Consider the following 24,119-nt stretch of genomic DNA (forward strand, 5'->3'; position numbering starts at 1 on the left):
TTGATAATACCCTGTCTTCCCACTACCGCAGGTCGTATATAAATGTCTTTGTATTCGTGCGCCTCTGTCGCGCTGCCCCGCATTGAAACGAAACGCGAAGAAGAGACGAGCACGCCATGAGCTCCGCCCTCTACAACGAGTATTTCGGTTTTCGGGAACGTCCGTTCTCGCTTTTGCCCGATCCCGATTTCCTGTTCTGGTCGAAGGCGCACAGCCGCGCCTTCACGATCCTGGAATACGGGATCATGTCGCGTGCGCCGCTGACGGTGGTCACCGGCGAGGTCGGGGCCGGCAAGACCACGCTGATCCAGCATCTGCTGGGCCAGATGGAGGCCAACGTCACCGTCGGCCTGATCTCCAACGCCCAGGGCGGGCGCGGGGATCTGCTCCGCTGGGTGCTGAACGCGCTTGACGTGGCCGCGCCCGAGGGCGCCGACTATGTCACCCTGTTCCAGACCTTCCAGGAATTCGTGATCGCCGAATACGGTGCGGGGCGGCATGTGCTGTTGATCGTGGACGAGGCGCAGAACCTCTCGACCGAGACGCTGGAAGAGCTGCGGATGCTGATCAACATCAACTCCGGCAAGGACGAGCTGTTGCAGATCATCCTCGTCGGCCAGCCGGAGTTGCGCGACGTGATCCGCCAGCCCTCGCTGCGCCAGTTCGCCCAGCGGGTGTCCGCCGTCTATCATATCGAGCCGATGGACCTGGCCACGACGCGGGAATACATCGCCCACCGGCTGCGCCATGCGGGCGGCACCGGCGAGGAATTCTCGCTGATGGCGACGCGGCATATCTTCGACGAATCCGGCGGCATCCCCCGGGTCGTCAACAAGCTGTGCGATCTGGCCCTGGTCTATGCGTCCAGCTCCGGGGACACCCAGGTCGGGGCCGAGACAATTCGCGAACTGGTCCGGGACGGGCTGATCCTGAAACCGTTGGAAGACCCGCTTGTCCTGACCAACCCCATCGATACCGACCGTTTCGGGAAGGCTGCCGAATGAACTTCGATCTTCGTTTCTACTGGGCGCTGTTCCTGCGCCGCCTGCCGGTGATGATGCTGCTGGCGCTTCTGGTCTCGGGGCTTGGCATCGCCTATGCCCTGCGCCTGCCCGACACCTATTCGACAGAGGCCCGGCTTCTGGTCGAGGCGCCGAAGATCCCCGAGACGATGGTGTTCTCCACCGTGCAGACCGAGGCCGAGGAACAGCTTCAGATCATCGAGCAGAAACTGCTGACGCGGGCCAATCTGATCGACATCGCGCGCAAGTTCCAGGTCTTCCCCGACCTCGCCAACATGGAGCCCGACGAAATCGTCGAGGCGATGCAGAAGCAGACCCGGATCACCCGTTCGGCGGGCCGCAACCTGGCAACGCTGATGACGATCTCGTTCGAGGCCCGGACGCCGCGGACCGCCGCGGATGTGGTCAACGAATATGTCACGCTGGTTCTGGAAGAGAATGTCGATTTCCGCATGTCGCGCGCGGAGGGCACGCTGCAGTTCTTCCAGCAGGAGGTCGAACGGCTGGGCCAGGATCTCGACCGCCAGAGCGCGGCCATCGCGACCTTCAAGTCGGAAAATTCCGCCGCCCTGCCCGAGGACCAGTCCTACCGGCTGGGCCGGCTGACGCTGTTGCAGGAACGCCTGACCGGGCTGGAGCGGGACCGCAAGGATCTGGTCACCCAGCGCGAGGAGATCGTGCGCATCTTCGAATCCACCGGCTCGATCCGGAGCGGGCTGGACCAGGAACAGGATCTGAGCCCCGAGGAAAAACAGCTTATCGCGGCGCGGCGCGACCTGGAAAACGCCAAATCGGTCTATTCCGACACCAACCCCAAGATGGTGCGCCTGCAATCGCTGGTGGACCGGCTTGAAAAGATCGTTCTGGAACAGAACCAGGATAGCGCCAGCGGCGACGGTCAGAACGTGACCGGCGAACAGGCGCTGTTGCAGGCGACGCTGGCCCAGGTCGACACCCGGATCGCCTCTCTCGACGACCAGATCGCCGATGCGAGCGAGGAAATCGAGGCGCTGCAGGCCGCGATCGCGAAAAGTGCCGCCAACGGCATCCAGCTGGCCGCGCTGGAACGCGATTACGACGCGATCCAGAGCCGTTACAACGGCGCGGTCGACAATCTCAACGAAGCGCAGATGAGCGAGCGGGTCGAGACCACCTCCCAGGGGCAGCGCATCTCGGTCATCGAGAACGCCTCGATCCCGCAACTGCCCAGCGGGCCCGAGCGGATCAAGATCGCGATCCTTGCGGTGGCCGCGGGCGCGGGCCTTGCGGCGGGCTATTTCATGCTGCTGGAGACGCTGAACCGCAACATCCGCTCGCCCGCGGAACTGACGGGCCGGTTCGACATCACCCCGATCACCACGATCCCCTACATGGAAAGCCAGCGCGAGAAATTCCTGCGCCGCACCGGGCTTGTCACGGCCACGCTGGCGGTGCTGATCATCGTGCCGGCGGCGCTGTGGTATGTGGATACGTTCTACCTGCCGCTGGAACTTCTGGTCGAGAAGGGCCTCGACCAGATCGGGCTTGGCTGACGCCACGGACATAACGGGAAGAATACAATGGAAAAACTGCAGGCCGCGCTCGAGAAAGCCCGCCAGACCCGTGCCGAACATGTGCGCTCCGCCCCGACCGAGCGGGTGCTGCCGGCCGACCATCCCCCCACCAGCATTCCCGAATTGTGGGCCGCCTTGCCAAGCTTCGAGGTGGACGAAAAGCACCTTGTGCAGAACCTCGTCTTCACCCGGCAGGCCGGCACCCAGGCGGCGCCCTTCGACATCCTGCGCACCAAGGTCCTGTTGCAGATGCGCCAGAATGGCTGGAAGCGGCTTGCGGTGACCTCGCCGATGCCGCGGGCGGGCAAGACCACCATCGCCTGCAACCTCGCGCTCAGCCTCGGGCGGCAGCAGGACATGTGCTCGATGCTGTTCGATCTCGACCTGCGCGATCCCAGCGTGCACCAGTTCTTCCAGACGCGGCCCCGCCACAGCATCGGCGAGGTGCTGAAGGGCGATACGCTTTTCGCCGATCAGGCGCAGTGCTATCGCGGCAATGTCGCGGTCTCGATGGCCAACCGGTCCGAACCCGACCCCTCGCAGCTCTTGCTGGCCGAGGAAACCGCCACGGTGCTCGACCAGATCGAGGCTGTCTACAAACCCGACGTGATGATCTTCGACCTGCCCTCGGTGCTGGTGAACGACGACACCCGGGCCTTCGTCAAGAATGTCGACTGCGCGCTGATCGTCGCCCGGTCCGACGACACCCGCTATGCCCAGTTCGACACCTGCGAGCGTGAGCTTGGGGAACAGACCAACGTGCTGGGCACCGTGCTGAACGCCTATCGCCACGGCGAGAAGGACGCCGGGGGCGTCTGACCCCGGCCGCCGGGCCACGACCGGCCCGGGCGCCCCGTGCGGGGGCGATGTCCGGCCCCCATGACGCCCGTCCAGGGCGTGTCGCGGCGCCATCGTGAAAAAACCCGGAATCAAGATTATGTGAAAACACCGGGGTCGATCCCGGGGCCGGTCAGGGCAACGCACCGTCTTTGACGGGCGGTCCCGGGGATCGGCGGGATGGCCGGCGGTCGTTGCAGCCCCCGGGGGCCCCGCGCAAGCCGGGGGCCCGAGTTTTCCTTTGAAACCGGTATGATCGCCGATTTTCGCACGCAAACCGGCCCCTTTGCCCGAACCGCCGGGGCCGCGATGGCCCCCCTTTTATGCGCCCGATGCCCCGGGCGGCGGGAAATGACGCATCCGGCGCCCTGGGGCGGGGATGGTGCGCGCCCATCCGCCGAATACCCCATGGAAAGCTTGACTCGTTGATCTTCAGCGGATTTGTAAATGAGAGGTCATTTACCTTGTGACGGCTTTTTTAACCATACCGGTGGCAGGTGGCGACCGGACCGGCCTGAGCATGACCGGTCATTTCGCAATCGGGATAGCGCTCCTGGCATCGAAGGTATCACATCATGACAGCACTCAATCCGACACGGTCGGGTCTCATGACGCTTTTCGGACTCGACACCCGGATCGTGCAGGGGCGGGGATCCTATCTGCAGGGTGAGGACGGGCGCGAGTATCTCGACTTCCTGTCCCAGTACGGGGCCTTGCCCTTCGGTCACAACCCGCCTGAGCTGTGGGAGGCGATGACGGCCTTTCGGGACAGCAGCCTGCCGATCCTGATGCAACCCTTCCACCCGCCAGAGGCCGAACGGCTGGCCGGGAAACTGGCCGAGCTTGCGCCGGGCGATCTGTCGCTATCGGTCTTTGCCAATAGCGGCGCCGAAACCGTGGAGGCCGCGATCAAGCTGGCGCGCGCGCGCACCGGGCGCAAGCGGATCCTGTCCACCACGAACGGGTTTCACGGCAAGACGCTGGGCGCGCTGTCGGCCACGGGAAAGCCGCTTTACCAGCAGGATTTCTTCGCCCCGAGCGAGGGGTTCGACTATATCCCGTTCGGCGATCTGGCCGCGCTGGAAACCGCCCTGCGCGACGGCGCGGGCGAGATCGCGGCCTTCCTGGTCGAACCGATCCAGGGCGAGGGCGGCGTGATCCTGCCCCCCGAGGGCTATCTTGAGGGGGCGATCGCGCTTTGCCGCGCCCATGACGTGCTGAGCGTCGTCGACGAGATCCAGACCGGGCTTGGCCGGACCGGAGAGCTGTTCTGCTGTTCGACCCTGCCCGAACCGCCCGACATGCTGCTTCTGTCCAAGGCGCTTGGCGGGGGGATGATGCCCATCGGGGCCTGTATCGTCCGGCCCTCGGCCTGGGACGACCGCTTTGGCCTGTTGCACAGTTCGACCTTTGCCAATGGCAACCTTGCCGCCCATGTCGCCTGCCGCGCGCTGGATCTGCTGACCGCGGAAGAGGGCCGGCTGGTCGCGCAGGTGCGCGAGAACGGTGAATATCTGCGCACCCGCCTGCGGGAGGTGCAGGACCGTTATCCCGGCGTGATCCGCGAGGTGCGCGGCCGCGGCTATATGAATGCCGTGGAATTCCACCCCCTGCATGACGGGGGGGAGTCGGCGATTCTGGCCTATGCCAGCCTGAATGGCGGCACGACCGCCTTTGTCAGTTCGTATCTGATGAATGTCTGCGGCCTGGTGACGGCGCCGATGTTCAACGACACGCGCACGCTGCGGCTGCAACCGGCCCTGACCGCGGGCCGGGCGGAGCTTGACCGCGCCGTCGATGCCCTGGCCGAGGTCTGCGAGGTGCTGGCCCGGCGCGACGGATACGCCCTTGTCCGCCATATCCTCGATGCCCCGCCTGCCCCGCTGGCGGAGCGGGCGGCCGCCCTGACGCAGCCCGCCGGGGCCATCGAGGCGACGGGCGATCCGACGAAATTCGCCTTTCTCGTGCATTTTACGCAAATGGAAGACATCTATCGGTGCGAGCCGTCGCTGCGCCAGGCGGACGAGACGCATATGGATGCCTTCCGGGGCTGGGCGAAACAGGTCGGGCCGGGCTATGCCTTCCCGGTGCCCAATGTCGCGTCGCCCAGGGGCGCGCGGGCGGAAGGGTGCCTGATCTCGCTGCCCCTGCTGCCCGAGGACATGATGGGCCGGGAACGCAAACGGGCCGTCGCCATGATCGGGCAGGCCATCGACATGGCCCGGCGGGACGGGATTTCCCGGATCGGGCTGGGGGCCTTCACCTCGATCGTCACGCGGGGCGGCGCGGCGGTCACCGATCGCGATGCCTCGATCACGAGCGGCAACACGCTGACATCGGTCATCACGGTTCAGGGGCTGGCCCAGGTGGTGACGAAGGCGGGCCTGGATCTGGCGGATCTGAACGTGGCGGTGGTCGGGGCCTCCGGGGCGATCGGCCGTCTGGTGTCGCTGATGCTGGCCTCGCAGGTGCGCGGGCTGACCCTTGTGGGCAACCCCTCCAACCCCCATGCCCCGACCTTCCTGCGGCGTGTGGCCGATGAGATCTGCGGCATCGGTTTCGACGGCCATCCCCATTTCGTGCCCTATCGGCAATCGGTGGTCACCCGGATCCACGCGCTGTGCGAGCAGATGCAGCTGGACTGCGACAAGACCGGCGGGGCGGAGCGGGTGCGGGACGCGTTCGCGGCGCTGGAGGACGACGCGCCCCTGGACTGGACCACCGATCTCGACCGGGCGCTTTCGCGCAGCGATGTCGTCGTGGTGGCGACCAGCGGCACCGACAGCCTTGTCGATCCGCTCGCGCTGGCCCCCGGGACCATCGTCTGCGACATCGCGCGGCCGCCGAACGTGGTGCAGCGGGATCTGTCGGATTGCGGCGTGATCGCCTTTGACGGGGGGCTGGTGAAACCGCCCTTCGACCTGAATCTGGGGCCGTCGCAGGTCCTGCCGGACGGGATCTGCTGGGGCTGCCTTGGCGAGACCATGCTTCTGGCGCTGGCCGGGGAAGAGGGCGATTACAGCATCGGAAGCGCGCTGAGCCTTGCCGAAGCCGCGCGGATCGCGGAATTGGCGCGCCAGCACGACTTTGCCCCCGCCACGCCGCAATGGTACGGCACGGAACTGCCCGATGCCCTGTTCGAGGCGTTCCGGGAACGCCGGGCGCTGCGGCACGCCGCCCGGCAGGCGCGATCCTGAGATCACGGCCCGCGCGCCCTGTTGGGGCGTGCTCCGGGTGCCGGAAACGAAACGCACCAACGAAAAGGCCCGCAGATTGACTGCGGGCCTTTCGTTTTTCGATGGGATGACCGGGCTGTCCCCCGTGGGGGACAGGGTCGTCAGCTCTTGCGGCGCGACCGGGCCAGGCCGAGCCCGCCAAGGGCCCCAGCCAGAAGCAGCGCAGAGGCCGGCAGCGGAACCGATTCCACGGTGATCGAGTCCAGCGCGCCGTCAAAGGCGGTGTTGATCGACTCGATCTCGAAGACGAGCGCGCCGACATTGCTGAAATCGGCGGTGCCGGTGAACAGGTCGAAATACAGGTACGGGTCGAACCCGGGGGCCAGCGTTTCGGTGTAGGTCGAAACACCGCCGACCATGTCGTAGACCGTGATCGTCACGTCGGCCACGTCATCGGCGGCCACGACGTTGAAGAAGAAGTAGGTGTCCGACAGGCTGTTCCCGGCCAGAAGGTCGATACCGCCCAGACCGGTCGTGTTGACGCCCACCGCATCGCTGTCGAGCCCGTCATAGACAAGCACGCCAAGGCCGCTGGTGAAGGTGTTGTTCGAGAAGCTGGCATAGCCGCCCTCGACACGCAGGTCGGTGGTGTCGAGCGACGGGGGCGTCGTCGTCACATACATGTCGCGGTAGCCGCCGATCACCGTGCCGTCAGCGACTTCGGAGGAACTCACGAGGCCCGGGCTCGGGTTGGCGGAGACGCGCTGAGACGTCCCGTCGAAGTTGTCGATAATCGAAATCGTGGCGGCAGAGGCGCCGAACGGAACCAGAAGACCTGCGGCAAGCAGGAGTGATTTTGCTGAAAGAGTCATGTCCATACCCTCGGATAAAGATTGCTTAACCGTAGACCATATTCCGCCGCCCGATTCAATTCACTTCACGGACACAGAACGTTCTTGTTTCTGCCTCAGGTGGAATCCGGCGTAATTTTGCCTCAGTTCCGGCCGCGACCCGGCCTTTGGGGCCCCCCAGACGGGTCTTGCGGCCCGCCAGACCCCGATCCGCGCCCGCCCAGACCCCGAAGAAGGCGCCGAGATCGGGCCTCGCCCCGGTGAGTCGCAAGATTGTTCGGCGTGATTCCCCGCCCCCGCATCGACAGGGCCAGCCCGGTTCAGGCCCGGTCCGGGGGCGTCTGCGCCCCGGGCCGCGCCGAAGATCGGCGGGTGACGAATGACAGGCCCGATGCGCGTGGAGCCCATGTTTTGACGCCAGAAGATGGGGTTTGGCGGAATGTAGCCGACAAAATCGGGTACAAAGGGGAAACGTCCCACTATTTTAGTCGAAAATTAATAAAGGTTAACAGGGCTTGGTTGACTCGCGGCCTGTTCAGATGGTTTCCCTTTTCAACAAGAGAAGGGCCGATGGCAACCACAACCATCGGAGATTGGAACTCTAGAGGGTGTTTTACTGTGAGTTACGAACGAGATACACTTTCCTCTGATGCGATAGTATATCAACTTTCCGTTCTGGAAGGCAAGGACTTCGAAACGATTTTCGGGCCTGCACAGCCCCTGCCCCAGTCGATCGTCGATTCGATTTCGCCGGTGGCGGGGCTGGATGAGGAAAGCCCGTTCGAGTTGATCGGCGACACCCTGACCCCGACGCTCGAGACCGTGCCGGACGAAGAGGATCCGGCCGAGGACAGCGCCGACACGCCGGCCGAGGACGCCGAAGATCAGGCGGTTTCGCCATCGGCAGAGGCGGCCAGCGTCGATCTGCAACTGGACGCGGCGGTCGAAGAGGCGCTGCCCGTGGCGGTTGCCCCGGCGGGGCTGGCCACGCTGACGGACAGTGCCGAACTCGACGCCGCCGATGTCACCTTCGAGGCGCTGTCGGGGCGGGTGACGACCCTTGAACTGCCCCAGTCGGATATCGCCGATGTCACGGTGCTTGCGCTGCCGGAATACGGCAACCTCACCGTCAACCCCGACAACTCCCTCGCGCTGGTGCTGACCGGGACGACCGCCACGGACGATCTTGTCGCGACGGTCGAGGTGACCTACCGGGACGGCAGCAGCGAAGTGATCGACCTGGGCATCGATGTCGAGGCCGGCCCGCAGGACGGCGGCTGGGGGCTGGGCGAGACCTATATGCTGGCCACCGACGAAGACGACAACGTCATCGTGGAAGCGGGGGAAAATCACCGCAAGATCTACGTGTCGGGCAGCGAGGACGCGTTGAGCCTGGAGGACATCGCAGAGCTTGAAAACATACCGGTGGAGTCGGTCAACGCGTGGTTCCTGCGGCAGCATCCCGAATACGGCGCGTCGGCCACGATGGCGCTGGACCAGGAGGCCGGGCGCCTGGTCTGGGAGACCTATACCGATCCGACGCATTACGATACGGCATCGCACTGGCTGCTTTTCGAATGCGGCTATGAATATGACGACATGGGCGACCTGCTGAACCGGACCGTCGAGGGGGAATCCCCCCTCCATCCGCTCTATATCGGGTCCTACGGAACGGGGGACGACCCGGTCCTGACCAGCCCGATCAACGGGTTGAACGGGCCGGTGACCAACCTGGTCATCCAGGGCATTTCCGCCCCCGTCACCATCTTGACGGGCGAAAACGTCCTGCTCGACGATGTGTGGTTCGACGGCGTATCGCTGACCGTGCAGAATGTCGACGGCTTCACCTTGCGCAATTCCGGGATCGTCGATGTCGTGGACACCGACCCCGCGCTTGGCGATACGTGGGATGCCTATGACGACCGCATCAGCGGCCTGTTCATCTACGGCAGCAGCGGCATCCTGCTGGAGAACAACTTCTTCGACCATAACGGTTGGGAAGACGGCTATGACGTCTCGGGCTCGGCCGAGTACGGGCAACCGCCGAGCATGTACAGCCACAACATATATATCCAGTTCAACTGTTCCGACGTGACCTTCCGCGACAACATCGTGATGCGCGCGGCCGCCAACGGGGCGCAGATCCGCTCTGGCGGGTTCATCGAGGACAATGTCTTCATCGACAACAATATCGGTCTTCTGATCGGTGGCGGGACCGGCGGGACCGAGGGCAACTACACGCTGTTCACCGACAACCTGATCACCTCGGGGGCCCATAAATACGCCGAGGTCGCAACCGGCGGCCTGACCGCGGGCGTGGGCAATCTCGGCACGCTCGGGACCTTCCTCGACAACATCATCACCCACCTGGCCGATCCCAACAATGCCGAGGAATTCGCCGAGCGCCTGGCCAGCAATGCGGCGATCATCAACAATGGCGGCACGCTCTATTATGACGACACGATCGTCCATAACTGGGTCGGGTCGTATCTGTATGATGAGGACAGCCGGACGGCGCGGGACGTCAACACCGAGGACCTCGATCTCGAACTGCTGGATTCCACGACGATCCAGCTGTTCACCGCGGCCCTGCTGGATCTGTACCCCGCCGCGATTTCCGACCTGGCCGACGCCCTGAAGGCGGCCGCGGCCGAGGGCAGCCATCTCGATCTCACCGATGCCGACACGATCATCGACTATTTCCAGTCCGGCTTCGGCCTCGACGGGGTGTCCGATACCATCCAGACCCGGCAGGTACACGTCTTCGTCCCGAACGATCTGGGCGAGGGCATGCGCTGGGACAACCGCCTGAACTGGAGCACCGAGGTCGTGCCGGAGGACGGCGACAGCATCCGCCTGAACGGCAACTGGGTGATCTATTCCGGCACGACCCATGACGTTTCATGGTTCGATTTCGGATCGGGGGGGCGGCTTTATGTCGGGCAGGGACTGCTTGAACTGGACAAGTCCCCCGTGGTCGGGTCGGCCGGCGCCGTCATCGAGGTCTCCAATGCCGGGCAGCTTTTCGTGAACGGCTACTGGGATGCGGACCTTCTGGAGATCGACGTCTCGGGCGGGCGCTTCGTCAACACCAGCGTCTTCAAGGGCGGCACCGATATCACCGTCAGCGGCGGCGAGACGGTCCTGGCCACCTTTGCCGGCAGCATGTGGATCCAGGACGGGCACGAACTGCGCATCGTCGGGTCGGACGCCAAGGTCGGCTTCGACGGCGAGGGCGAGGTCCGGGCCTATCTGAATATCGATGACGGGGCCGTTCTGGCCTTCGAAAGCGACGAACTCGGGTTCTCGGCGATCCAGGAGTTCGACAGCGGGCACTGGGACGATGCCAGCTATGACAAGCCGTCGGTGGTCGAACTGGCCGGCGTTCTGGAAATCGACCTGTCGGCCTATGACAGCGGCGCGGCCCGGCACATGCTGATCGATGTCGACGTTCTGTGGGGCGCCCCCGACAGCGTCGAGTTCACGGGGCTGGACGACTCCCTGGACGCCATCGTCATCCTCGACCATTCCGCGGACGAAATGTATCTCGTCCTGCTCGATGGCAGCGGGCAGACCGCGTTCATGGAACTGGGCTGAACGCAGCCCCGAAGGCGGGCGCCTTCGATCTTCCGGCACGGGATGTCCGTGCCGGTTGCGGCGCCCCCTGCCCCGGGCCGCTTGCGCGTCGGCGCCGTTACTCGTCGGGGATGAACCTCGGCAGGGGTTCGTTCAGGGCGCGCAGCACCTCCATCAGGCGGGCCTCGGCGGTGTCATTGTCTTCGCCGCGGCCGATCAGCGTGGTCAGCCGGATCAGGGCCCCGTCGGTCCGCCCGGTTCTTACCCCGTCGATCATCAGCCAGAACTTGGCGGCGTAGTCGAGCGCGATGCGGCGGTCCTTCTGCTGGAACCAGTAATAGGCCATCATGCGCACCTCACCCTTCTGGATGATCGCGCGGTTGATGTTGAAGGGGGTGTCGCTGCCAAGCGCCTCGGCGACGTCGGTGCGTTCCAGCCAGGCGATTTCCCAGCCCGCCCCGGGCAGGCAGACCTCGGGGGAGTGCACGCCGCCATGGCTCTGGTCCTCGTACCAGGCCATGAACAGGCTGACCGGGGTCGGGGCGCCGCTGCGGACCAGCGTGACATCGTGATAGTCGTCCGCCCCCAGGCCTTCCTCGATATTGGGGGACAGGATCCGGCGCGGCCCGGACTGGTGCCAGTCGCCCAGTTGCCGCGGGAACAGGACAAAGCTTTCCCGCTCGGGCACGACGCTGCCGCGGTCGGGCAGCACCTTGAGCGAGCCTGCGGCCATCAGCACGACCAGCGCGGCGGTGATCAGCGCCGCCGACGGGCGGACATGGCGCAGCCGCATGAATTGCGGGGCCAGCCCGTGGGAGTCGAGATCCAGCGCCTCGGCCAGGGACATCTTGCTGGGATGCAGGAACAGCATCAGCCGCGCCATCCCGAACAGGATGATGATGGAGCACAGGAAGATCACCCAGCCCTCGAAGAAGTGGGAGAAGCCTTCCAGCCAGTCGAGCCCGTAGACCTGCACGATGATGCCCGCCAGCGCGATCCGGACCGAGTTCATGAAGATCGCGATCGGCACTGCCGAGACCAAGAGGATCGCCTTGTGCCATTTCGGCCCCTGATAGAGCACCGCGAAGATGTAGGAGAAGCTGAGGATCGGGAACATGTAGCGCAGCCCCGAACAGGCCTCGGCCACATGCATCTTGGTCACGCCCAGATCGATGATGTTGCCTTCCAGGAAGACCGGCACCGACAGAAGCTTCAGGAACCACACCCCCAGTTCGGAGGAGAAGAACTGCAGATGGGTGGAGACCTTGTAATAGATCGTCCCCGGCAGCGGCAGCATGTAGACCAGATGCAGCACCGGCGGCCAGAAATTCCGCCCGGTCTGCCAGCCGAAGCTGATCAGCAGGATGCCGCCCACCCACAGGATCAGGCCATAGGCGACGAAATCGGGAATGCCGCTGAACGCCCCCAGCGTGCCCAGAAGCAGGGCAAAGACGATCAGGGTCATCCCCGGCCAGCGGTCCGATTTCGGCCCCGGCTGCGGCGGGTACTGTTTCAGCTCGCGCAGGAACATCAGCCCCGACAGCACCGGGATCAGGGGGCCGTGGCTGTATTCGGGGCGCTGCCAGGCATGCAGCATCGCCGCGATGCCTTCCCAGAAGAAGATCCCCGCCCCCGCAATGGCCACGAGAAGCCAGACCAGTCCCCAGTTGAGAGCCAGTCCCGATTGTGAACGCTGCGAGGATCCCGGGATGCTGATAGCCATGAAATCTTCCTGGAAAATACGATTCATACCAGTCCCGCAGCTATGCCAGATCGGCCGTGAAAGAGCTATCCGGTAGGGCGATTGCTGACCTAAATTTTACATTTCAGGGTATTTCCGGCGGGCCGCCGGAAACAAACCGCCCTGAAAACGGCCTTCGTTTCAGCCGCGGCGGGCAGTCCCGGCCGGCGGCGATCACGGCTTGACCTGTTCCGGCTTTCCCGGCTTTGTAGCGGTGAAATTCGATTCCTCGCACAACTTTCGGTTTTTCATATGCCCCAGTCGACGACCTCTGTTTCGTACAAGGAATTCAGCCGGGTCTATGCCGAAAGCATCCAGGGGCGGACCTTTGTCGAGGACCTGTCCTACTACAAAGCCTGCAAGCCCCGCTTCTGGGAAGCGTTCCGCCGGATCGACGCGCTGGGGCTGCCGCCCGGCAGCAAGGTGCTCGATATCGGGGGCGGGATCATGGCGGTTCTGGCCGCGCGCCTGCTTGGCTTCGATGCGATGGTGGGCGATGTCAACGAACGGGCCCGCGCCGATGTCGAGGAGCTTGGCCTGGGCTTCGTCATCTTCGACCTGTTCTCGGACGGGGCGCCGCCGGTGACGGGGCTTGACCTTGTCATCCTGACCGAGGTGATCGAGCATATCCCCCAGCCGCCCTATCTGGTGCTGCAGCGGATCGCCAAGCTGATCGCCCCCGGCGGGCGGCTGTTTCTGACCACGCCCAACGGGCACCGGATCCGCAACATCCTCTACATGATGGCGGGCAAGGAAATCCTCGGCATCTACCGCTATCCCGAACCGGGAATGGCGCTTGGCCACCAGCATGAATACACGATGAAGCAGATGCTGTGGCAGGCCGGGCATGCCGGGTTCGAGGTCGAACTGGCAGAGTATTACGAGGACGGGTTCAAGGGCGCGACCCTGCCCGCCCGGATCGCCTGGATGGTGGTCAAGCCGCTGTCGCGAATCCCGCGCCTGCGCAACAGCATGGTCATGGTGCTGCGCCGCCCCGCCGGAGACGGCGCGTGACCGAAACACCCCGCCCGCGGGTTCTGGTCATCGCCGAAGCGGCCAATCCCGAATGGGTCAGCGTGCCGCTTGTCGGCTGGTCGCTGGCCGCGGCCCTGCGGCAGGTGGCCGATGTGCATATCGTCACGCAAATCCGCAACCGCGATGCGTTCCTGCGCGCAGGCCTGGTCGAGGGGCAGGATTTCACCGCGATCGACAGCGACGCGGTCGCCCGCCCGTTCTGGCGCCTGGCCAAGCTGCTGCGCGGGGGCACGGGCACGGGCTGGACGATCAACACCGCGATGGCCAGCCTGTCCTATTTCTATTTCGAACATCTGCTGTGGCGCCGGTTCGGCCCCGATATCGGGGCGGGGCGCTATGACATCGTGCACCGGGTGACGCCGCTGGGGCCGACCTCGGTCTCGCCGGTGGCCGCGAAATGCGCCGCGGCCGGCGTGCCCTTCGTGATGGGGCCGATCAATGGCGGCGTGCCCTGGCCGGCCGGGTTCGATGCCGAACGCCGGCGAGAGCGGGAATGGCTGTCCTATGTGCGGGGCATCTACAAGATGCTGCCGGGGCGGCGGCGGATGCTGCGCGCGGCGGCGGCGATCATCGCGGGCTCGCACCACACCGCCGGCGAATATCCCCGCGCCTGCCGCGACCGCATCGTCTATATCCCCGAGAACGCGATCGCGCCGGAACGGTTCAACCTTGTGGCCGAACAGCGGCCGGACGGCCCGCTGCGGGGCTGTTTCATCGGCCGGCTGGTCCCCTACAAGGGCCCCGACATGGCGCTGGAGGCCGCCTTGCCGCTTCTGGCCGCGGGGCACATGACGCTCGACATCATCGGCGACGGCCCCCTGCGCCAAGGCCTGGAAGACATGGTCCGCGACAACGGGCTGGACGGCGCCGTCACCTTCCACGGCAACCTGCCCCATACCGAGGTGCAGAAGGTCGCCGTGCAATCGCACCTTCTGGTGTTTCCCTCGATCCGCGAATTCGGCGGCGGCGTGGTGCTGGAAGCGATGGCACTGGGGGTGGTCCCGGTCGTGGCCGACTATGCCGGGCCCGGCGAACTGGTGACCGACGACACCGGGATCCGGATCCCCATCGCCACGCGGGCCGAGACCGTCTCGCGGTTCCGCGACCGGCTGGAGGCGCTGGCCCGCGACCGCACCGCCCTGCCCGCGATGGCCGCGGCCGCCCGCGCCCGGATCGCGTCGCATTTCACATGGGCCCGCAAGGCCGAACAGGTGTGCAAGGTCTATGACTGGGTGCTGTCGGGGCGCCCGGCCCCGCCGCCGCGTTTCTTCTGACCCCGCGGGGGCCAGGGGGATTTTTAATCATGCCCGGCCGTGCCGCTTGTCAGAAGGGATGTGCTCATGCAGAACCGCGCCATGACCCAGTCCGCCCCCGCCCCGCGCGCCTATGTCGTCGTCTCGCCCTGCCGGAACGAGGCGCAGTACATGCGCCGCACCCTTGACAGCATGGTCGCCCAGACCGAACGCCCCGCGAAATGGGTGATCGTCGATGACGGTTCCACCGACGCCACGCCCGACATCCTGGCCGAATATGCCGCCCGGCATGACTGGATTTCCGTCGTGCAGAAACCCGACCGCGGCCACCGGGCCGTCGGCCCCGGCGTGATCGAGGCGTTCTATGCCGGGCTCGAAACCGTGTCGCTGGACGACTATGCCTATCTCTGCAAGCTCGACCTCGATCTGGATCTGCCGCCGCGCTATTTCGAGATCCTGATGGACCGGATGGAGGCCAATCCCCGGATCGGCACCTGTTCGGGCAAGGCCTATATGCGCGTCGAGGACGGCAGGCTTGTCAGCGAAGAGATCTCGAACGAATTCTCGCTGGGCATGACCAAGTTCTTCTCGGTCGCCTGTTTCCGCCAGATCGGCGGGTTCGTGCACGAGGTGATGTGGGATGCCATCGACTGCCACACCGCGCGGATGAAGGGCTGGACCCCGGTCAGCTGGGACGACCCCGAATTGCGCTTCGAACATCTGCGGCCCATGGGGTCGAGCCAGAAAAGCATCTTCACCGGGCGCCGGCGCCACGGCTTCGGGCAATATTACATGGGCACCGATCCGCTGTTCCTGATCGCCTCGGCGATCAACAAGTCGCGCCAGCGGCCCTATGTGCTGGGCGGGCTGGCCATCCTGCAGGGCTATTTCGGGGCGATGCTGCGCGGGGCGGCCCGCCATGACGACCCCGAGCTTACGGCGTTCATCCGTGCCTATCAGCGCCGCGCGCTGGTGCAGGGCAAGACCCGCGCCGTCGCCGCGATCGAGGCCGAGCGCGCCCCCGCCTGGTCCCCGGCGGGCTGAGACCGGCCGCGCGAAAGGCGGGCCGGTCCCGGCGCCCCCTCAGTCGGGCACTTCCAGCGCGCCCAGGGACAGATAGGCCGGGCGCTCCTTGCCGGTCAGGTCGTCGATGACCTTGTGGTCCTCGATATCCACGACCTGCCCGAGGATATCGGTTGCGCTGAGGGTCGGCGCGTAGAGCGCCACCGTATCCGCCGGGGTCGCCCAGGTGCTGTCGGGGGGCAGAAGGTTGCCGCCGATATCGACATAGACCCGCAGCACATGCCCCGCCTGCCAGATCTCTGCGGTGTTGTCGTTCTGCACCGTGATCTGGCTTGCCCCGAAATCCGTCACCGAGGCATGGGTCGTGTTCCCGTATTCGGCGTTGCTGTCATAGGTGAACAGGTGATACCCCGCCCCGTTCACCATGGCCTGCGTGACATTCGGCGGATAGTCGATCGCCACCGTGCCGCCCGGCGAGACATCGGCGGTCAGGACATGTTCGGCCATCCGGTGCCGGTAGTTCGGCCCCTGGTATCTGGGCGTCCACAGAAGCGTGGCGGTGTCGAAATCGTCGAGGTATTTTCCCGCGGCATCGGGGTTGAGCAGGAGGTTGTAGGCCTGCTCAACCTGCGGAAAGGCCGCGGGGTCGTAATGCACCGCGACGGGGGCCGCGCCGGGCTCTCCGTATGGCGTGCGGTTGACGATGGTGTTGTGGTAGACCTTGACCGGCAGAAGCTTGGCGCCCTCCTTGTCCAGATAATCGGCATCGAGCAGAACGAACGCGACGGCGGGAAGAATTGTCCGGTCGGCGATTTCCGGGAAGACGGCCAGGTTGTTGCGAATGGTGAACCCGCCCGTCCCGAGCGTGAAGAACTTGGCCGAATGCCAGGACCCGACCATCACGTTGTGATGGAACAGCACGTTCTGCGGAGAGACGTTGTTCTTGAACCCCGCGGCGGTGTGGTTCGTCGCCCCCGCCGACACCAGGCCGCCGCCGCCCTCCATGCTGCAGCGGGTGATGTTGCCGCGCGCCCCGATCAGGCCATCCTGGTTCCAGCGCAGAACCGGCTGCATCGCCCGGTATTCGGGATCGGTCAGCCCCGACCAGCCCCGGTTCGTGAACATGTCGCAGGCATCGATGACGACATCCCGGCAGGCCTTGAACCGGACGAAATGCTGGTTGTGGTACCCTTCATAGGTGTCGAATGCCAGCTCGCCGGTTTTCGTCGGGGCGTTGTAGCCATGTTTCACGCCGCCGCTCAGGGCGTCGGGACTGTCGGCCAGCCGGCAGCCCAGAAAGGCGAAGTCCCGGGCGCCATCGGTGAAGATGACATAGTCGCGCCAGTTCGTGGCAACGGTGTTGTGGATGCACCAGCCGCCGACCTGCCGCGCCTCGTAGGGCGGATCCTGCGACGGGTAGAGCGCGGTGGAGCACTGCCACATGAAACACATCTCGAAACCGGAGATCGTGCAGTTCGAGACGAGCACCGTATCGGTATAGCCGTACCCGGTCGAGATCGCGGGCGACTTGTATTCTTCGCCGACGCTGCTGAAGGTCTCGGTCGTGCTGTCCCAGGGCCCGCGCAATTCGATGCCGTAAAGCGCGAATTCCCGCTGCAGCACCGATCCGTCCTGCGAGCCGAAACTGCCCAGTTCGAACATCCGCCCGGTCAGGGCATTGGTGTGGACGATGACCGGGTCGGCCCCGTTGCCGGGGCCCGCCACAAGATGCAGGTGGGGGTAGGCTTCGACAAGCTGCATGGTTGCAAGCTCATGCACCGTGTCGCGCGGCAGCATGATCCGCAGGGCATGCTTGTCGCGGTTCGCCGGCAGCCTGTTCTTGGCCGTCAGCAGCGTGTTGAGGACGCGGTACCAACCGTCGCCCACCCCCGGCGCGGCCTGCGCCGTTGCCAGGTCGTCCCGGTGCACCCAGTAGTCCTCGGGCAAGGTGTCATCGATATACCAGGTCTCGGTCGGCAGCGTGGCGTGATTGGGCAGGGTGAAGACCGCCTCCGGATCGCGCACCGGGGCCCCGTCGCCGGCCAGGTCGTTGTCGTCCTCGCCGATCCTGTACCGGGTCTCGGCATATTTGCCGGTGGCGGGCTCATAGACCTTGCAGGTCACGGTATAGCTGCCGGGCGTCTCATAGACATGGGCGACATAGGGGCCGAAAGCGGTGTTCGCGTCCCGGTGGTCGTCAAGCAGGTTCTCGGGCGCGGTAAAGGTCGCCCCCGCATCGCCGAAATCCCAGACATAGATCAGGTCGTGCCAGTGGGGGTCATAGACCTCGCCCTGCCCCGCGGGCTGGGTGTCGAACCCGCCCACCGTCGCCTGGAAGAAGATCCGTTCCGGCGCGGTGCGCAGCGCAGAGCGGCGCATGGCGATCCGGACCGTGGGAACCGTGACCGAGCGCAGGGACTCCTGCACGTCCACGGTGAACCCGCTATCGGCCTCTCCGCCGCTATTCCTTGCGCGCAGGATGATGTTCTGCCCGGTCGCGGCGGCCGCCGGCGTCCCCTCCAGAAGGCCCGCGGCACTCAGCGTCAGGCCCGCCGGAAGCGCGGCAGAGGACGGGGCCAGTTCGAAGGACAGGCCCTCCCCGGTGAAATCGGCCGAAAGATCCAGCCCCGTCACGGGCGTCTCGGCGGTCAGGAGCAGATCCGGCAGGGCGCCGGCGGCCACCGGCGGCGTATAGGTCACCGTGATCGTTTCGGTCGTTTCCGCCACGTCGCCGCTGACATGGGTGCCCATCGCGACGCCCGCGATGACCTCGCCATCGGACACGGTATAGGGCAGGGTGACGGCCGCACCGTCCACCACAAGACCCGCTTCCAGCGTCACCTCGGGAAACCCCGGATCGCCGGAAGTGACGATATCGGCGGCCGCGATGGTATGGCCGTGACGATAGGGTGCGGCGGCCCAGGCCGCCGCGATCGCCGGCACCCGTTGCCCCCAGAAGCCGACGGTCAGCGGATCGGTGCTGCGTGGCCCCTGCACCGCCTGTACGGTCACGCTGGAGCCTGCCATTCCCGATGACAGAAGCCGGATCTTGATCATGAAAGCTCCTCCAGCGTGAAATCATAGACCTGCAGGATTTCGCCCGCGGCGCTGAAATTCGGATACAGGACGAGATAGCGTGCCGCCGCACTGCCATCGTCGACCGTGAAGGTTTCGTCGATGGCGATCTCTCCGGGACCGGCCCCTGCAAGGTCCAGCTTGAGAAAGTTCCCGGCGCCAAGTTCCATGTTGTTGCGGATCGCCAGCTGGCTGTTGGCCCCCATGGCGGCCGACACCTGGATCGTGCCGACCAGCCGATAGCTTTTCGCCTGGGACGCATCGCCAAGCGTCTCGGTCAGCCATGCCAGACGATAGGACACGGCCTGGACGGTCTCGAATTCGCGGCCCCCCGCGATGGTCCCGTTGTCCTGCCAGAAACCGGGATAGATCAGGGCCGGTTTCACGGTCATGTCGATCAGGGCCGGCACCGGGCCCAGAAGCGCGTTGGACACCGCTTCGGCCGACCCGTTCGAATCCGTGACCGTTTCCCGCAATTGCAGGCTCTTTCCCGCATCCTCGGTGCCGGTGACGAAGCTCTCGTCGGTGGCCCCGTCGATCTCGACCCCGTCGCGCAACCATTGCCGCGCAAGGGTCGGCGCGGGGCCGGACCGGGCCCAGAGACCGGCAACCGATGTCAGTGTTCCCGGCGTGGCGGACTCCACGATGACAGGGGGCACAAGCGCGACCGGGCCGGCCTCCAGAAGGGCCACATCCACGATATAGGTCCCGTCGTAATACTGGGTGCCCGTCAGCGTGATCTCGACGGCTTCCCCGGACACGGCGGTGATTTCGACCTCTCCGCCGAGCGAGGTGATCGAAAGCGCGGCCAGAACTTCCTGCAACCGGGAATGTGTGTTCGGCACGTTGGCGACCATCGGACCGATCATGTCAAACCAGTCCCACAAGTTCCGCGGCGGTCGTGTTGGTGGCCAGAACCCTGTTCACCCGGATCGGGTAGAGAGAGCCCCCCTGCATGTCCTTCAGGACCAGGCTTGCGCCCCCCGCCAGTTCCACGGCGACATCCCCGCCGGTGCCGACATAAAGCGCCCGGGTCACTTCCTGCAGATCGACGCTGTCGTCGGGGGTGACGGCGAACCCGTTCACCAGGGGGGAGGTCAGGCTGACATTGAACCGGGCGAATTCGTCGGGCATGGGAAAACTCCTGCTGGGGGAAGGGCGCGTGTTGACCAAATATTGTGATCGGCTTGATTTACGTTGCCCTATACTACCGAACGATCGTCTCGGCCCCCCTCGCCGACGGCCCGCCCCTCCCGGGATTGACATCCCGAAGCGGCCCGGGCAACCGGTGGCGGGAGCCGCGAAAAAGGAACAGATCCGGAGCGCGAAACCGACGTGGTACTGTTTGCCCTGCTGTCCTGGCCACTGGTCATGCTGGTACTTTTCCGCCAGTTAAGTGTCCCGCTTGCCTTGCTGATCTCGCTTGTGGGCGGCTTCCTGCTCTTGCCGCCGAACATCGTCGTTCTCAACCTGCCGCTTCTGCCGCCGGTCAACAAGGACACCGTTCCGGCCCTCATGGCGCTGGCGATCCTGCTGAGCAAGCCGAGCCGGGAAAAACTGGGCTTCCTGCCGACGGCCCCCATTCCGCTGCTGTTGCTTGTCTTCCTGGTGGCCGGGGCGTTCCTGACCGCGTTGACCAACGGCGATACCGTCATCTCGGGCGGGCGCGTGCTGCCGGGCATCGAATCATACGATGCCTTTTCCGATGTTCTCATCGCGCTGATGATGCTGTTGCCGTTCTTCTTCGCGCACCGGTTCCTGGCCGCGACGGATCTTCACCGCCTGTTTCTGAACGTCCTTGTCATCGCCGGCCTGGTCTATTCCCTGCCCGCCCTGTTCGAGGTGCGGATGTCGCCCCAGCTGAACATGTGGATATACGGGTATTTCCCCCATGAATGGATCCAGCATGTGCGGGAAAACGGCTTCCGGCCGGTGGTCTTCCTCAAGCACGGGCTGTGGCTGTCGACCTTCTTTTCGCTGTCCACGCTGGCCGCGGCGGGGTTGGCCCGCTTCGGGCCCGAAACGCACCGGCGGCGTTACCTGCTGGCGATGATCTGGCTGCTGATCACGCTGGTGCTGACCAAGTCCTTCGGGGCGGTGCTCATCACCCTGCTTCTGGTGCCGCCGATCCTGTTCCTGGGCCTGCGCGGGCAGTTCCTGGTGGCCGCCTTCTTCAGCGCGGTCGTGCTGCTCTACCCGATGCTGCGCGCGGTCGACGTGGTCCCCACCGAGCAGATCATCGAAACGGTGGAAACCGTCGCGCCGGACCGGTCCCGGTCGCTGGCCTTCCGGGTCAGGAACGAGGACATGCTTCTGGCAAAGGCGGATGAGCGCGCGCTTTTCGGCTGGGGCGGCTGGGGGCGGCAGTTCATCTACGGAGAGTCCGGGCAATCGGAAACGATTTCCGATGGCACCTGGATCGTTGTCATGGGGCGCACGGGCTGGACCGGCTATCTTGGCACTTTCGGTCTTCTGACCCTGCCGGTCATCCTGATGGCGTTTCGGCACCGCCGGTTCAACCTGGCGCCCGAAACGGCGATCCTTGCGATGATCCTGGTGGCCAACCTGATCGACCTGATCCCCAATTCCAGTATCACCGTGCTGACCTGGATGATGGCCGGCGCGCTTTGGGGCCGGCTGGCCCTCGGGACGGTCACCGCGGAGGAGACATCGCCGGCCGACACCCCGCCCCAGCCGTCCTCGCCCTACAGCCGCCAGTTCCGGCGCCGGCGCCGCGGCGGCCTGCCCGAACCCGACCAGGCGGCCATCTCGGCCGACCCGCCCGATCCGGCCCCGACCGGCAAGACCCCGACCGGCAAAAAGCGGCCCGTCCGCCATTCCCGTGCCGAAATCATCCCCTAAGGGCGTGCCGTAACCCCTCCCCTTGCGGCCCGTTCCGCCGATCTCTTCCCGAAGGAGTCGCCTTCCCGTGTCCTCCGATCCTGCCATCGATATCTCGGTCGTCGTCGTCAATTACGGCACGGCCGAGCTGACCATCGCGGCTGTCGAAAGCGTCCTCACGCGCAGCCATGGCGGCCGGCGCGTCGATGTCCATCTTGTCGACAATGCCTCTCCGAACGGGGACGGCGCCCGGCTTGCGGCCGCGATGACCCGCCCCGGCTGGGCCGGCCGGGTGCATTTCTACCCCGAGACCGTCAATCACGGCTTCGGGCGCGGCAACAACCTGGTGTTCCGGCGGCTTGCGGCGCAGCCGGTCCCGCCCCGCCATGTCTTCCTGCTCAACCCCGATGCCCGTCTCGACAACGAGGCGATCGCGATCCTGGCCGACACGCTGGAGGCCAACCCCCAGGCCGGGTTTGCCGGGGCGGCCGTGGAACGGCCCGACAGCGGCGCGGCCACCGCCGCCTTCCGCTTCCCCAGCCTCCTGTCGGAATTTTCCCATCACCTCGCTTTCGGGCCGGTTGCAAAACTGTTTGCGCGCTGGCGGGTGCCGCTGCCCCCCGACCATCCCGAGGGACAGGTCGACTGGCTGGTGGGCGCCGCCGTCATGGCCCGGCTGGACGTGCTGAAGCAGATCGATTTCTTCGATCCCGCCTTCTTCCTCTATTACGACGAGGTCGACCTGATGCAGCGGGCGCGGGACGCGGGCTGGACCTCTCTCTATGTCCCGCGGGCGCGCGTGCACCATGCCGAGGGCGCGGCCACCGGGGTGCGCAGCGGTGAATCCTTCCGCAAGCGCCGCCCGGCCTACTGGTACCGCTCCTGGGGATGGTATTTCCGCCGGCATCACGGCCGGGCCGGGGCGCTTGCGATCCTGGCCGCGACGCTGACCGGCACGGTTCTCAACCAGATCCAGCGGCGCCTGCGCCGGCTGCCGCCCTCGGGCGCGATCTGGGCGTTCTGGGATTTCGCGACCGTATCGGCCTGGACGATCCTGTTCGGCACGACGGCCAGCACCTCCGGCCTGCCCGACCCGGCCCCCGCCGACGGGGGCGGGCATCCGGCCGGCACCGTCCGCCTGCAAAAGGACGCCGGATGATCGGCGCCGTTCTCATCGGCCGCAACGAGGGCGAGCGGCTGGTGCGCTGTCTGGCCTCGGTCGCCGGACAGGCGGACCGTGTCGTCTATGTCGACAGCGGCTCCACCGATGGCAGCGCCGCGGCCGCCCGCGCCGCCGGGGCCGAGGTGGTCGATCTCGACATGGACCGGCCCTTTACCGCCGCGCGGGCGCGCAATGCCGGGCTGGCCCGGCTGACCGAAACCGGCCCGGCGCCCGATCTGGTGCAGTTCGTCGATGGCGATTGCGAGGTGCAGCCGGGCTGGATCGCCACCGCCGCGGCCTTTCTGGCCGACCATCCGCAGGTCGCCGCGGTCTGCGGCCGGCGCCGCGAACGCTTCCCCGCGGCCTCGATCTACAACCGCCTGATCGACACCGAATGGGACACGCCGGTGGGCGAAGCCCGCGCCTGCGGCGGCGATGCGCTGATGCGGGTCGATGCGTTGCAGGCGGTGGGCGGCTTCAACCCCGCGCTGATCGCCGGGGAAGAGCCCGAGCTTTGCGTGCGGTTGCGGCAGGCGGGCTGGACGATCTGGCGCCTCGATGCCGAGATGACCCTGCATGACGCCGCCATGACCCGCTTTTCCCAGTGGTGGACCCGCGCGCGCCGGGCCGGCCACGCCTTTGCCGAAGGCGCCGCCCTGCACGGGGCCCCGCCCGAACGCCACAAGGTCCGCGAAACCCGCCGGGCGCTGGCCTGGGGCGTGGGGCTGCCGCTGCTGACCCTTCTGGGGCTGGCGATCACGCCCTGGGCGTTGGTCCTTCTGCTGGCCTGGCCCGCGCAGATGCTGCGGCTGCGGCTCAAGGGCGAAAGCGGGCTGCGCGCGGTATTCCTGACCCTGGCCAAGCTGCCCGAGGGACAGGGCGTGCTGAGTTACTGGCGCCGGCGGCTGACCGGCGGCCCCATCGCGCTGATCGAATACAAGTAGGGCGGGTTGAGGGCGCCCCGGCCCCAGCCC

At 65.9% G+C, this 24,119-nt stretch carries 16 protein-coding genes; 11 read left to right on the forward strand and 5 right to left on the reverse strand.

Features of this window, described 5'->3' with window-relative positions; all coding sequences use genetic code 11:
• Positions 1-116 precede the first annotated feature (116 nt).
• From RGUI_RS20840 to RGUI_RS20855, 4 genes are all read left to right on the forward strand, one after another.
• On the forward strand, positions 117-1,004 hold the full coding sequence (locus RGUI_RS20840) for an ExeA family protein (RefSeq protein WP_081536384.1): 888 nt from the start codon (positions 117-119) through the stop codon (positions 1,002-1,004).
• Positions 1,001-2,554 carry a Wzz/FepE/Etk N-terminal domain-containing protein gene (locus RGUI_RS20845; protein WP_081536385.1) on the forward strand — a complete coding sequence of 518 codons (1,554 nt, stop codon included), beginning with the start codon at positions 1,001-1,003 and terminating at the stop codon, positions 2,552-2,554. The genes RGUI_RS20840 and RGUI_RS20845 overlap by 4 nt, the downstream gene beginning before the upstream one ends.
• Positions 2,555-2,581: 27 nt before the next feature.
• The gene (locus RGUI_RS20850; protein ID WP_081536386.1) at positions 2,582-3,394 is read left to right on the forward strand and encodes a CpsD/CapB family tyrosine-protein kinase; all 813 of its coding nucleotides are present in this window, start codon (positions 2,582-2,584) and stop codon (positions 3,392-3,394) included.
• 626 nt (positions 3,395-4,020) lie between these two features.
• A complete protein-coding gene (locus tag RGUI_RS20855; RefSeq protein ID WP_172841234.1) occupies positions 4,021-6,609 on the forward strand; it encodes an aminotransferase class III-fold pyridoxal phosphate-dependent enzyme in 2,589 nt (862 codons plus the stop codon).
• 140 nt (positions 6,610-6,749) lie between these two features.
• Here the strand turns inward: RGUI_RS20855 and RGUI_RS20860 are convergent, their stop codons facing one another.
• Complete coding sequence (locus tag RGUI_RS20860) at positions 6,750-7,460, reverse strand: VPLPA-CTERM sorting domain-containing protein (protein WP_253799401.1); 711 nt, start codon at positions 7,458-7,460, stop codon at positions 6,750-6,752.
• Positions 7,461-8,057: 597 nt separating this feature from the next.
• Here RGUI_RS20860 and RGUI_RS20865 point away from each other — a divergent pair.
• Positions 8,058-11,036, forward strand: coding sequence for a right-handed parallel beta-helix repeat-containing protein (locus tag RGUI_RS20865; protein ID WP_081536389.1), 2,979 nt, complete (start codon positions 8,058-8,060; stop codon positions 11,034-11,036).
• A gap of 97 nt (positions 11,037-11,133) precedes the next feature.
• Here RGUI_RS20865 and xrtD read toward each other — a convergent pair whose 3' ends face one another.
• On the reverse strand, positions 11,134-12,738 hold the full coding sequence (xrtD, locus tag RGUI_RS20870) for a VPLPA-CTERM-specific exosortase XrtD (protein WP_081536420.1): 1,605 nt from the start codon (positions 12,736-12,738) through the stop codon (positions 11,134-11,136).
• A 270-nt stretch (positions 12,739-13,008) separates the two neighbouring features.
• Here xrtD and RGUI_RS20875 point away from each other — a divergent pair, with 270 nt between their 5' ends.
• From RGUI_RS20875 to RGUI_RS20885, 3 genes are all read left to right on the forward strand, one after another.
• The gene (locus RGUI_RS20875) at positions 13,009-13,770 is read left to right on the forward strand and encodes a bifunctional 2-polyprenyl-6-hydroxyphenol methylase/3-demethylubiquinol 3-O-methyltransferase UbiG (RefSeq protein WP_081536390.1); all 762 of its coding nucleotides are present in this window, start codon (positions 13,009-13,011) and stop codon (positions 13,768-13,770) included.
• The gene (locus RGUI_RS20880) at positions 13,767-15,065 is read left to right on the forward strand and encodes a glycosyltransferase family 4 protein (RefSeq protein ID WP_081536391.1); all 1,299 of its coding nucleotides are present in this window, start codon (positions 13,767-13,769) and stop codon (positions 15,063-15,065) included. The genes RGUI_RS20875 and RGUI_RS20880 overlap by 4 nt, the downstream gene beginning before the upstream one ends.
• An 81-nt stretch (positions 15,066-15,146) precedes the next feature.
• Positions 15,147-16,088: a glycosyltransferase family 2 protein gene (locus RGUI_RS20885; protein ID WP_081536421.1), complete on the forward strand. Its 942-nt coding sequence runs from the start codon at positions 15,147-15,149 to the stop codon at positions 16,086-16,088.
• A 39-nt stretch (positions 16,089-16,127) separates the two neighbouring features.
• Here the strand turns inward: RGUI_RS20885 and RGUI_RS20890 are convergent, their stop codons facing one another.
• The 3 genes from RGUI_RS20890 to RGUI_RS20900 are packed head-to-tail and all read right to left on the reverse strand — an operon-like array spanning position 16,128 to position 20,276.
• The gene (locus RGUI_RS20890; RefSeq protein WP_081536392.1) at positions 16,128-19,124 is read right to left on the reverse strand and encodes a putative Ig domain-containing protein; all 2,997 of its coding nucleotides are present in this window, start codon (positions 19,122-19,124) and stop codon (positions 16,128-16,130) included.
• The gene (locus RGUI_RS20895) at positions 19,121-20,011 is read right to left on the reverse strand and encodes a hypothetical protein (RefSeq protein WP_081536393.1); all 891 of its coding nucleotides are present in this window, start codon (positions 20,009-20,011) and stop codon (positions 19,121-19,123) included. The genes RGUI_RS20890 and RGUI_RS20895 overlap by 4 nt, the downstream gene beginning before the upstream one ends.
• A 1-nt stretch (position 20,012) precedes the next feature.
• Positions 20,013-20,276: a hypothetical protein gene (locus RGUI_RS20900; protein WP_081536394.1), complete on the reverse strand. Its 264-nt coding sequence runs from the start codon at positions 20,274-20,276 to the stop codon at positions 20,013-20,015.
• A gap of 237 nt (positions 20,277-20,513) precedes the next feature.
• Here RGUI_RS20900 and RGUI_RS20905 point away from each other — a divergent pair, with 237 nt between their 5' ends.
• The 3 genes from RGUI_RS20905 to RGUI_RS20915 all read left to right on the forward strand — a co-directional run bounded on the left by RGUI_RS20905 (position 20,514) and on the right by RGUI_RS20915 (position 24,089).
• Positions 20,514-22,004: a hypothetical protein gene (locus RGUI_RS20905; protein ID WP_156883130.1), complete on the forward strand. Its 1,491-nt coding sequence runs from the start codon at positions 20,514-20,516 to the stop codon at positions 22,002-22,004.
• A 67-nt stretch (positions 22,005-22,071) separates the two neighbouring features.
• A complete protein-coding gene (locus RGUI_RS20910) occupies positions 22,072-23,142 on the forward strand; it encodes a glycosyltransferase family 2 protein (protein WP_172841235.1) in 1,071 nt (356 codons plus the stop codon).
• Positions 23,139-24,089 carry a glycosyltransferase family 2 protein gene (locus RGUI_RS20915; protein ID WP_081536397.1) on the forward strand — a complete coding sequence of 317 codons (951 nt, stop codon included), beginning with the start codon at positions 23,139-23,141 and terminating at the stop codon, positions 24,087-24,089. The genes RGUI_RS20910 and RGUI_RS20915 overlap by 4 nt, the downstream gene beginning before the upstream one ends.
• Positions 24,090-24,119 lie beyond the last annotated feature (30 nt).

This window comes from Rhodovulum sp. P5, from assembly GCF_002079305.1.
Taxonomy (GTDB): Bacteria; Pseudomonadota; Alphaproteobacteria; order Rhodobacterales; family Rhodobacteraceae; genus Rhodovulum.

What these genes read in the sequence shown, in the direction of transcription:
- RGUI_RS20840 (WP_081536384.1), top strand. Translation starts at nt 117, where the DNA reads ATGAGCTCCGCCCTCTACAACGAGTATTTCGGTTTTCGGGAACGTCCG.
- RGUI_RS20845 (WP_081536385.1), top strand. Translation starts at nt 1,001, where the DNA reads ATGAACTTCGATCTTCGTTTCTACTGGGCGCTGTTCCTGCGCCGCCTG.
- RGUI_RS20850 (WP_081536386.1), top strand. Translation starts at nt 2,582, where the DNA reads ATGGAAAAACTGCAGGCCGCGCTCGAGAAAGCCCGCCAGACCCGTGCC.
- RGUI_RS20855 (WP_172841234.1), top strand. Translation starts at nt 4,021, where the DNA reads ATGACGCTTTTCGGACTCGACACCCGGATCGTGCAGGGGCGGGGATCC.
- RGUI_RS20860 (WP_253799401.1), bottom strand. Translation starts at nt 7,460, where the DNA reads ATGACTCTTTCAGCAAAATCACTCCTGCTTGCCGCAGGTCTTCTGGTT.
- xrtD (WP_081536420.1), bottom strand. Translation starts at nt 12,738, where the DNA reads ATGGCTATCAGCATCCCGGGATCCTCGCAGCGTTCACAATCGGGACTG.
- RGUI_RS20875 (WP_081536390.1), top strand. Translation starts at nt 13,009, where the DNA reads ATGCCCCAGTCGACGACCTCTGTTTCGTACAAGGAATTCAGCCGGGTC.
- RGUI_RS20885 (WP_081536421.1), top strand. Translation starts at nt 15,147, where the DNA reads ATGACCCAGTCCGCCCCCGCCCCGCGCGCCTATGTCGTCGTCTCGCCC.
- RGUI_RS20890 (WP_081536392.1), bottom strand. Translation starts at nt 19,124, where the DNA reads ATGATCAAGATCCGGCTTCTGTCATCGGGAATGGCAGGCTCCAGCGTG.
- RGUI_RS20895 (WP_081536393.1), bottom strand. Translation starts at nt 20,011, where the DNA reads ATGATCGGTCCGATGGTCGCCAACGTGCCGAACACACATTCCCGGTTG.
- RGUI_RS20900 (WP_081536394.1), bottom strand. Translation starts at nt 20,276, where the DNA reads ATGCCCGACGAATTCGCCCGGTTCAATGTCAGCCTGACCTCCCCCCTG.
- RGUI_RS20905 (WP_156883130.1), top strand. Translation starts at nt 20,514, where the DNA reads ATGCTGGTACTTTTCCGCCAGTTAAGTGTCCCGCTTGCCTTGCTGATC.
- RGUI_RS20915 (WP_081536397.1), top strand. Translation starts at nt 23,139, where the DNA reads ATGATCGGCGCCGTTCTCATCGGCCGCAACGAGGGCGAGCGGCTGGTG.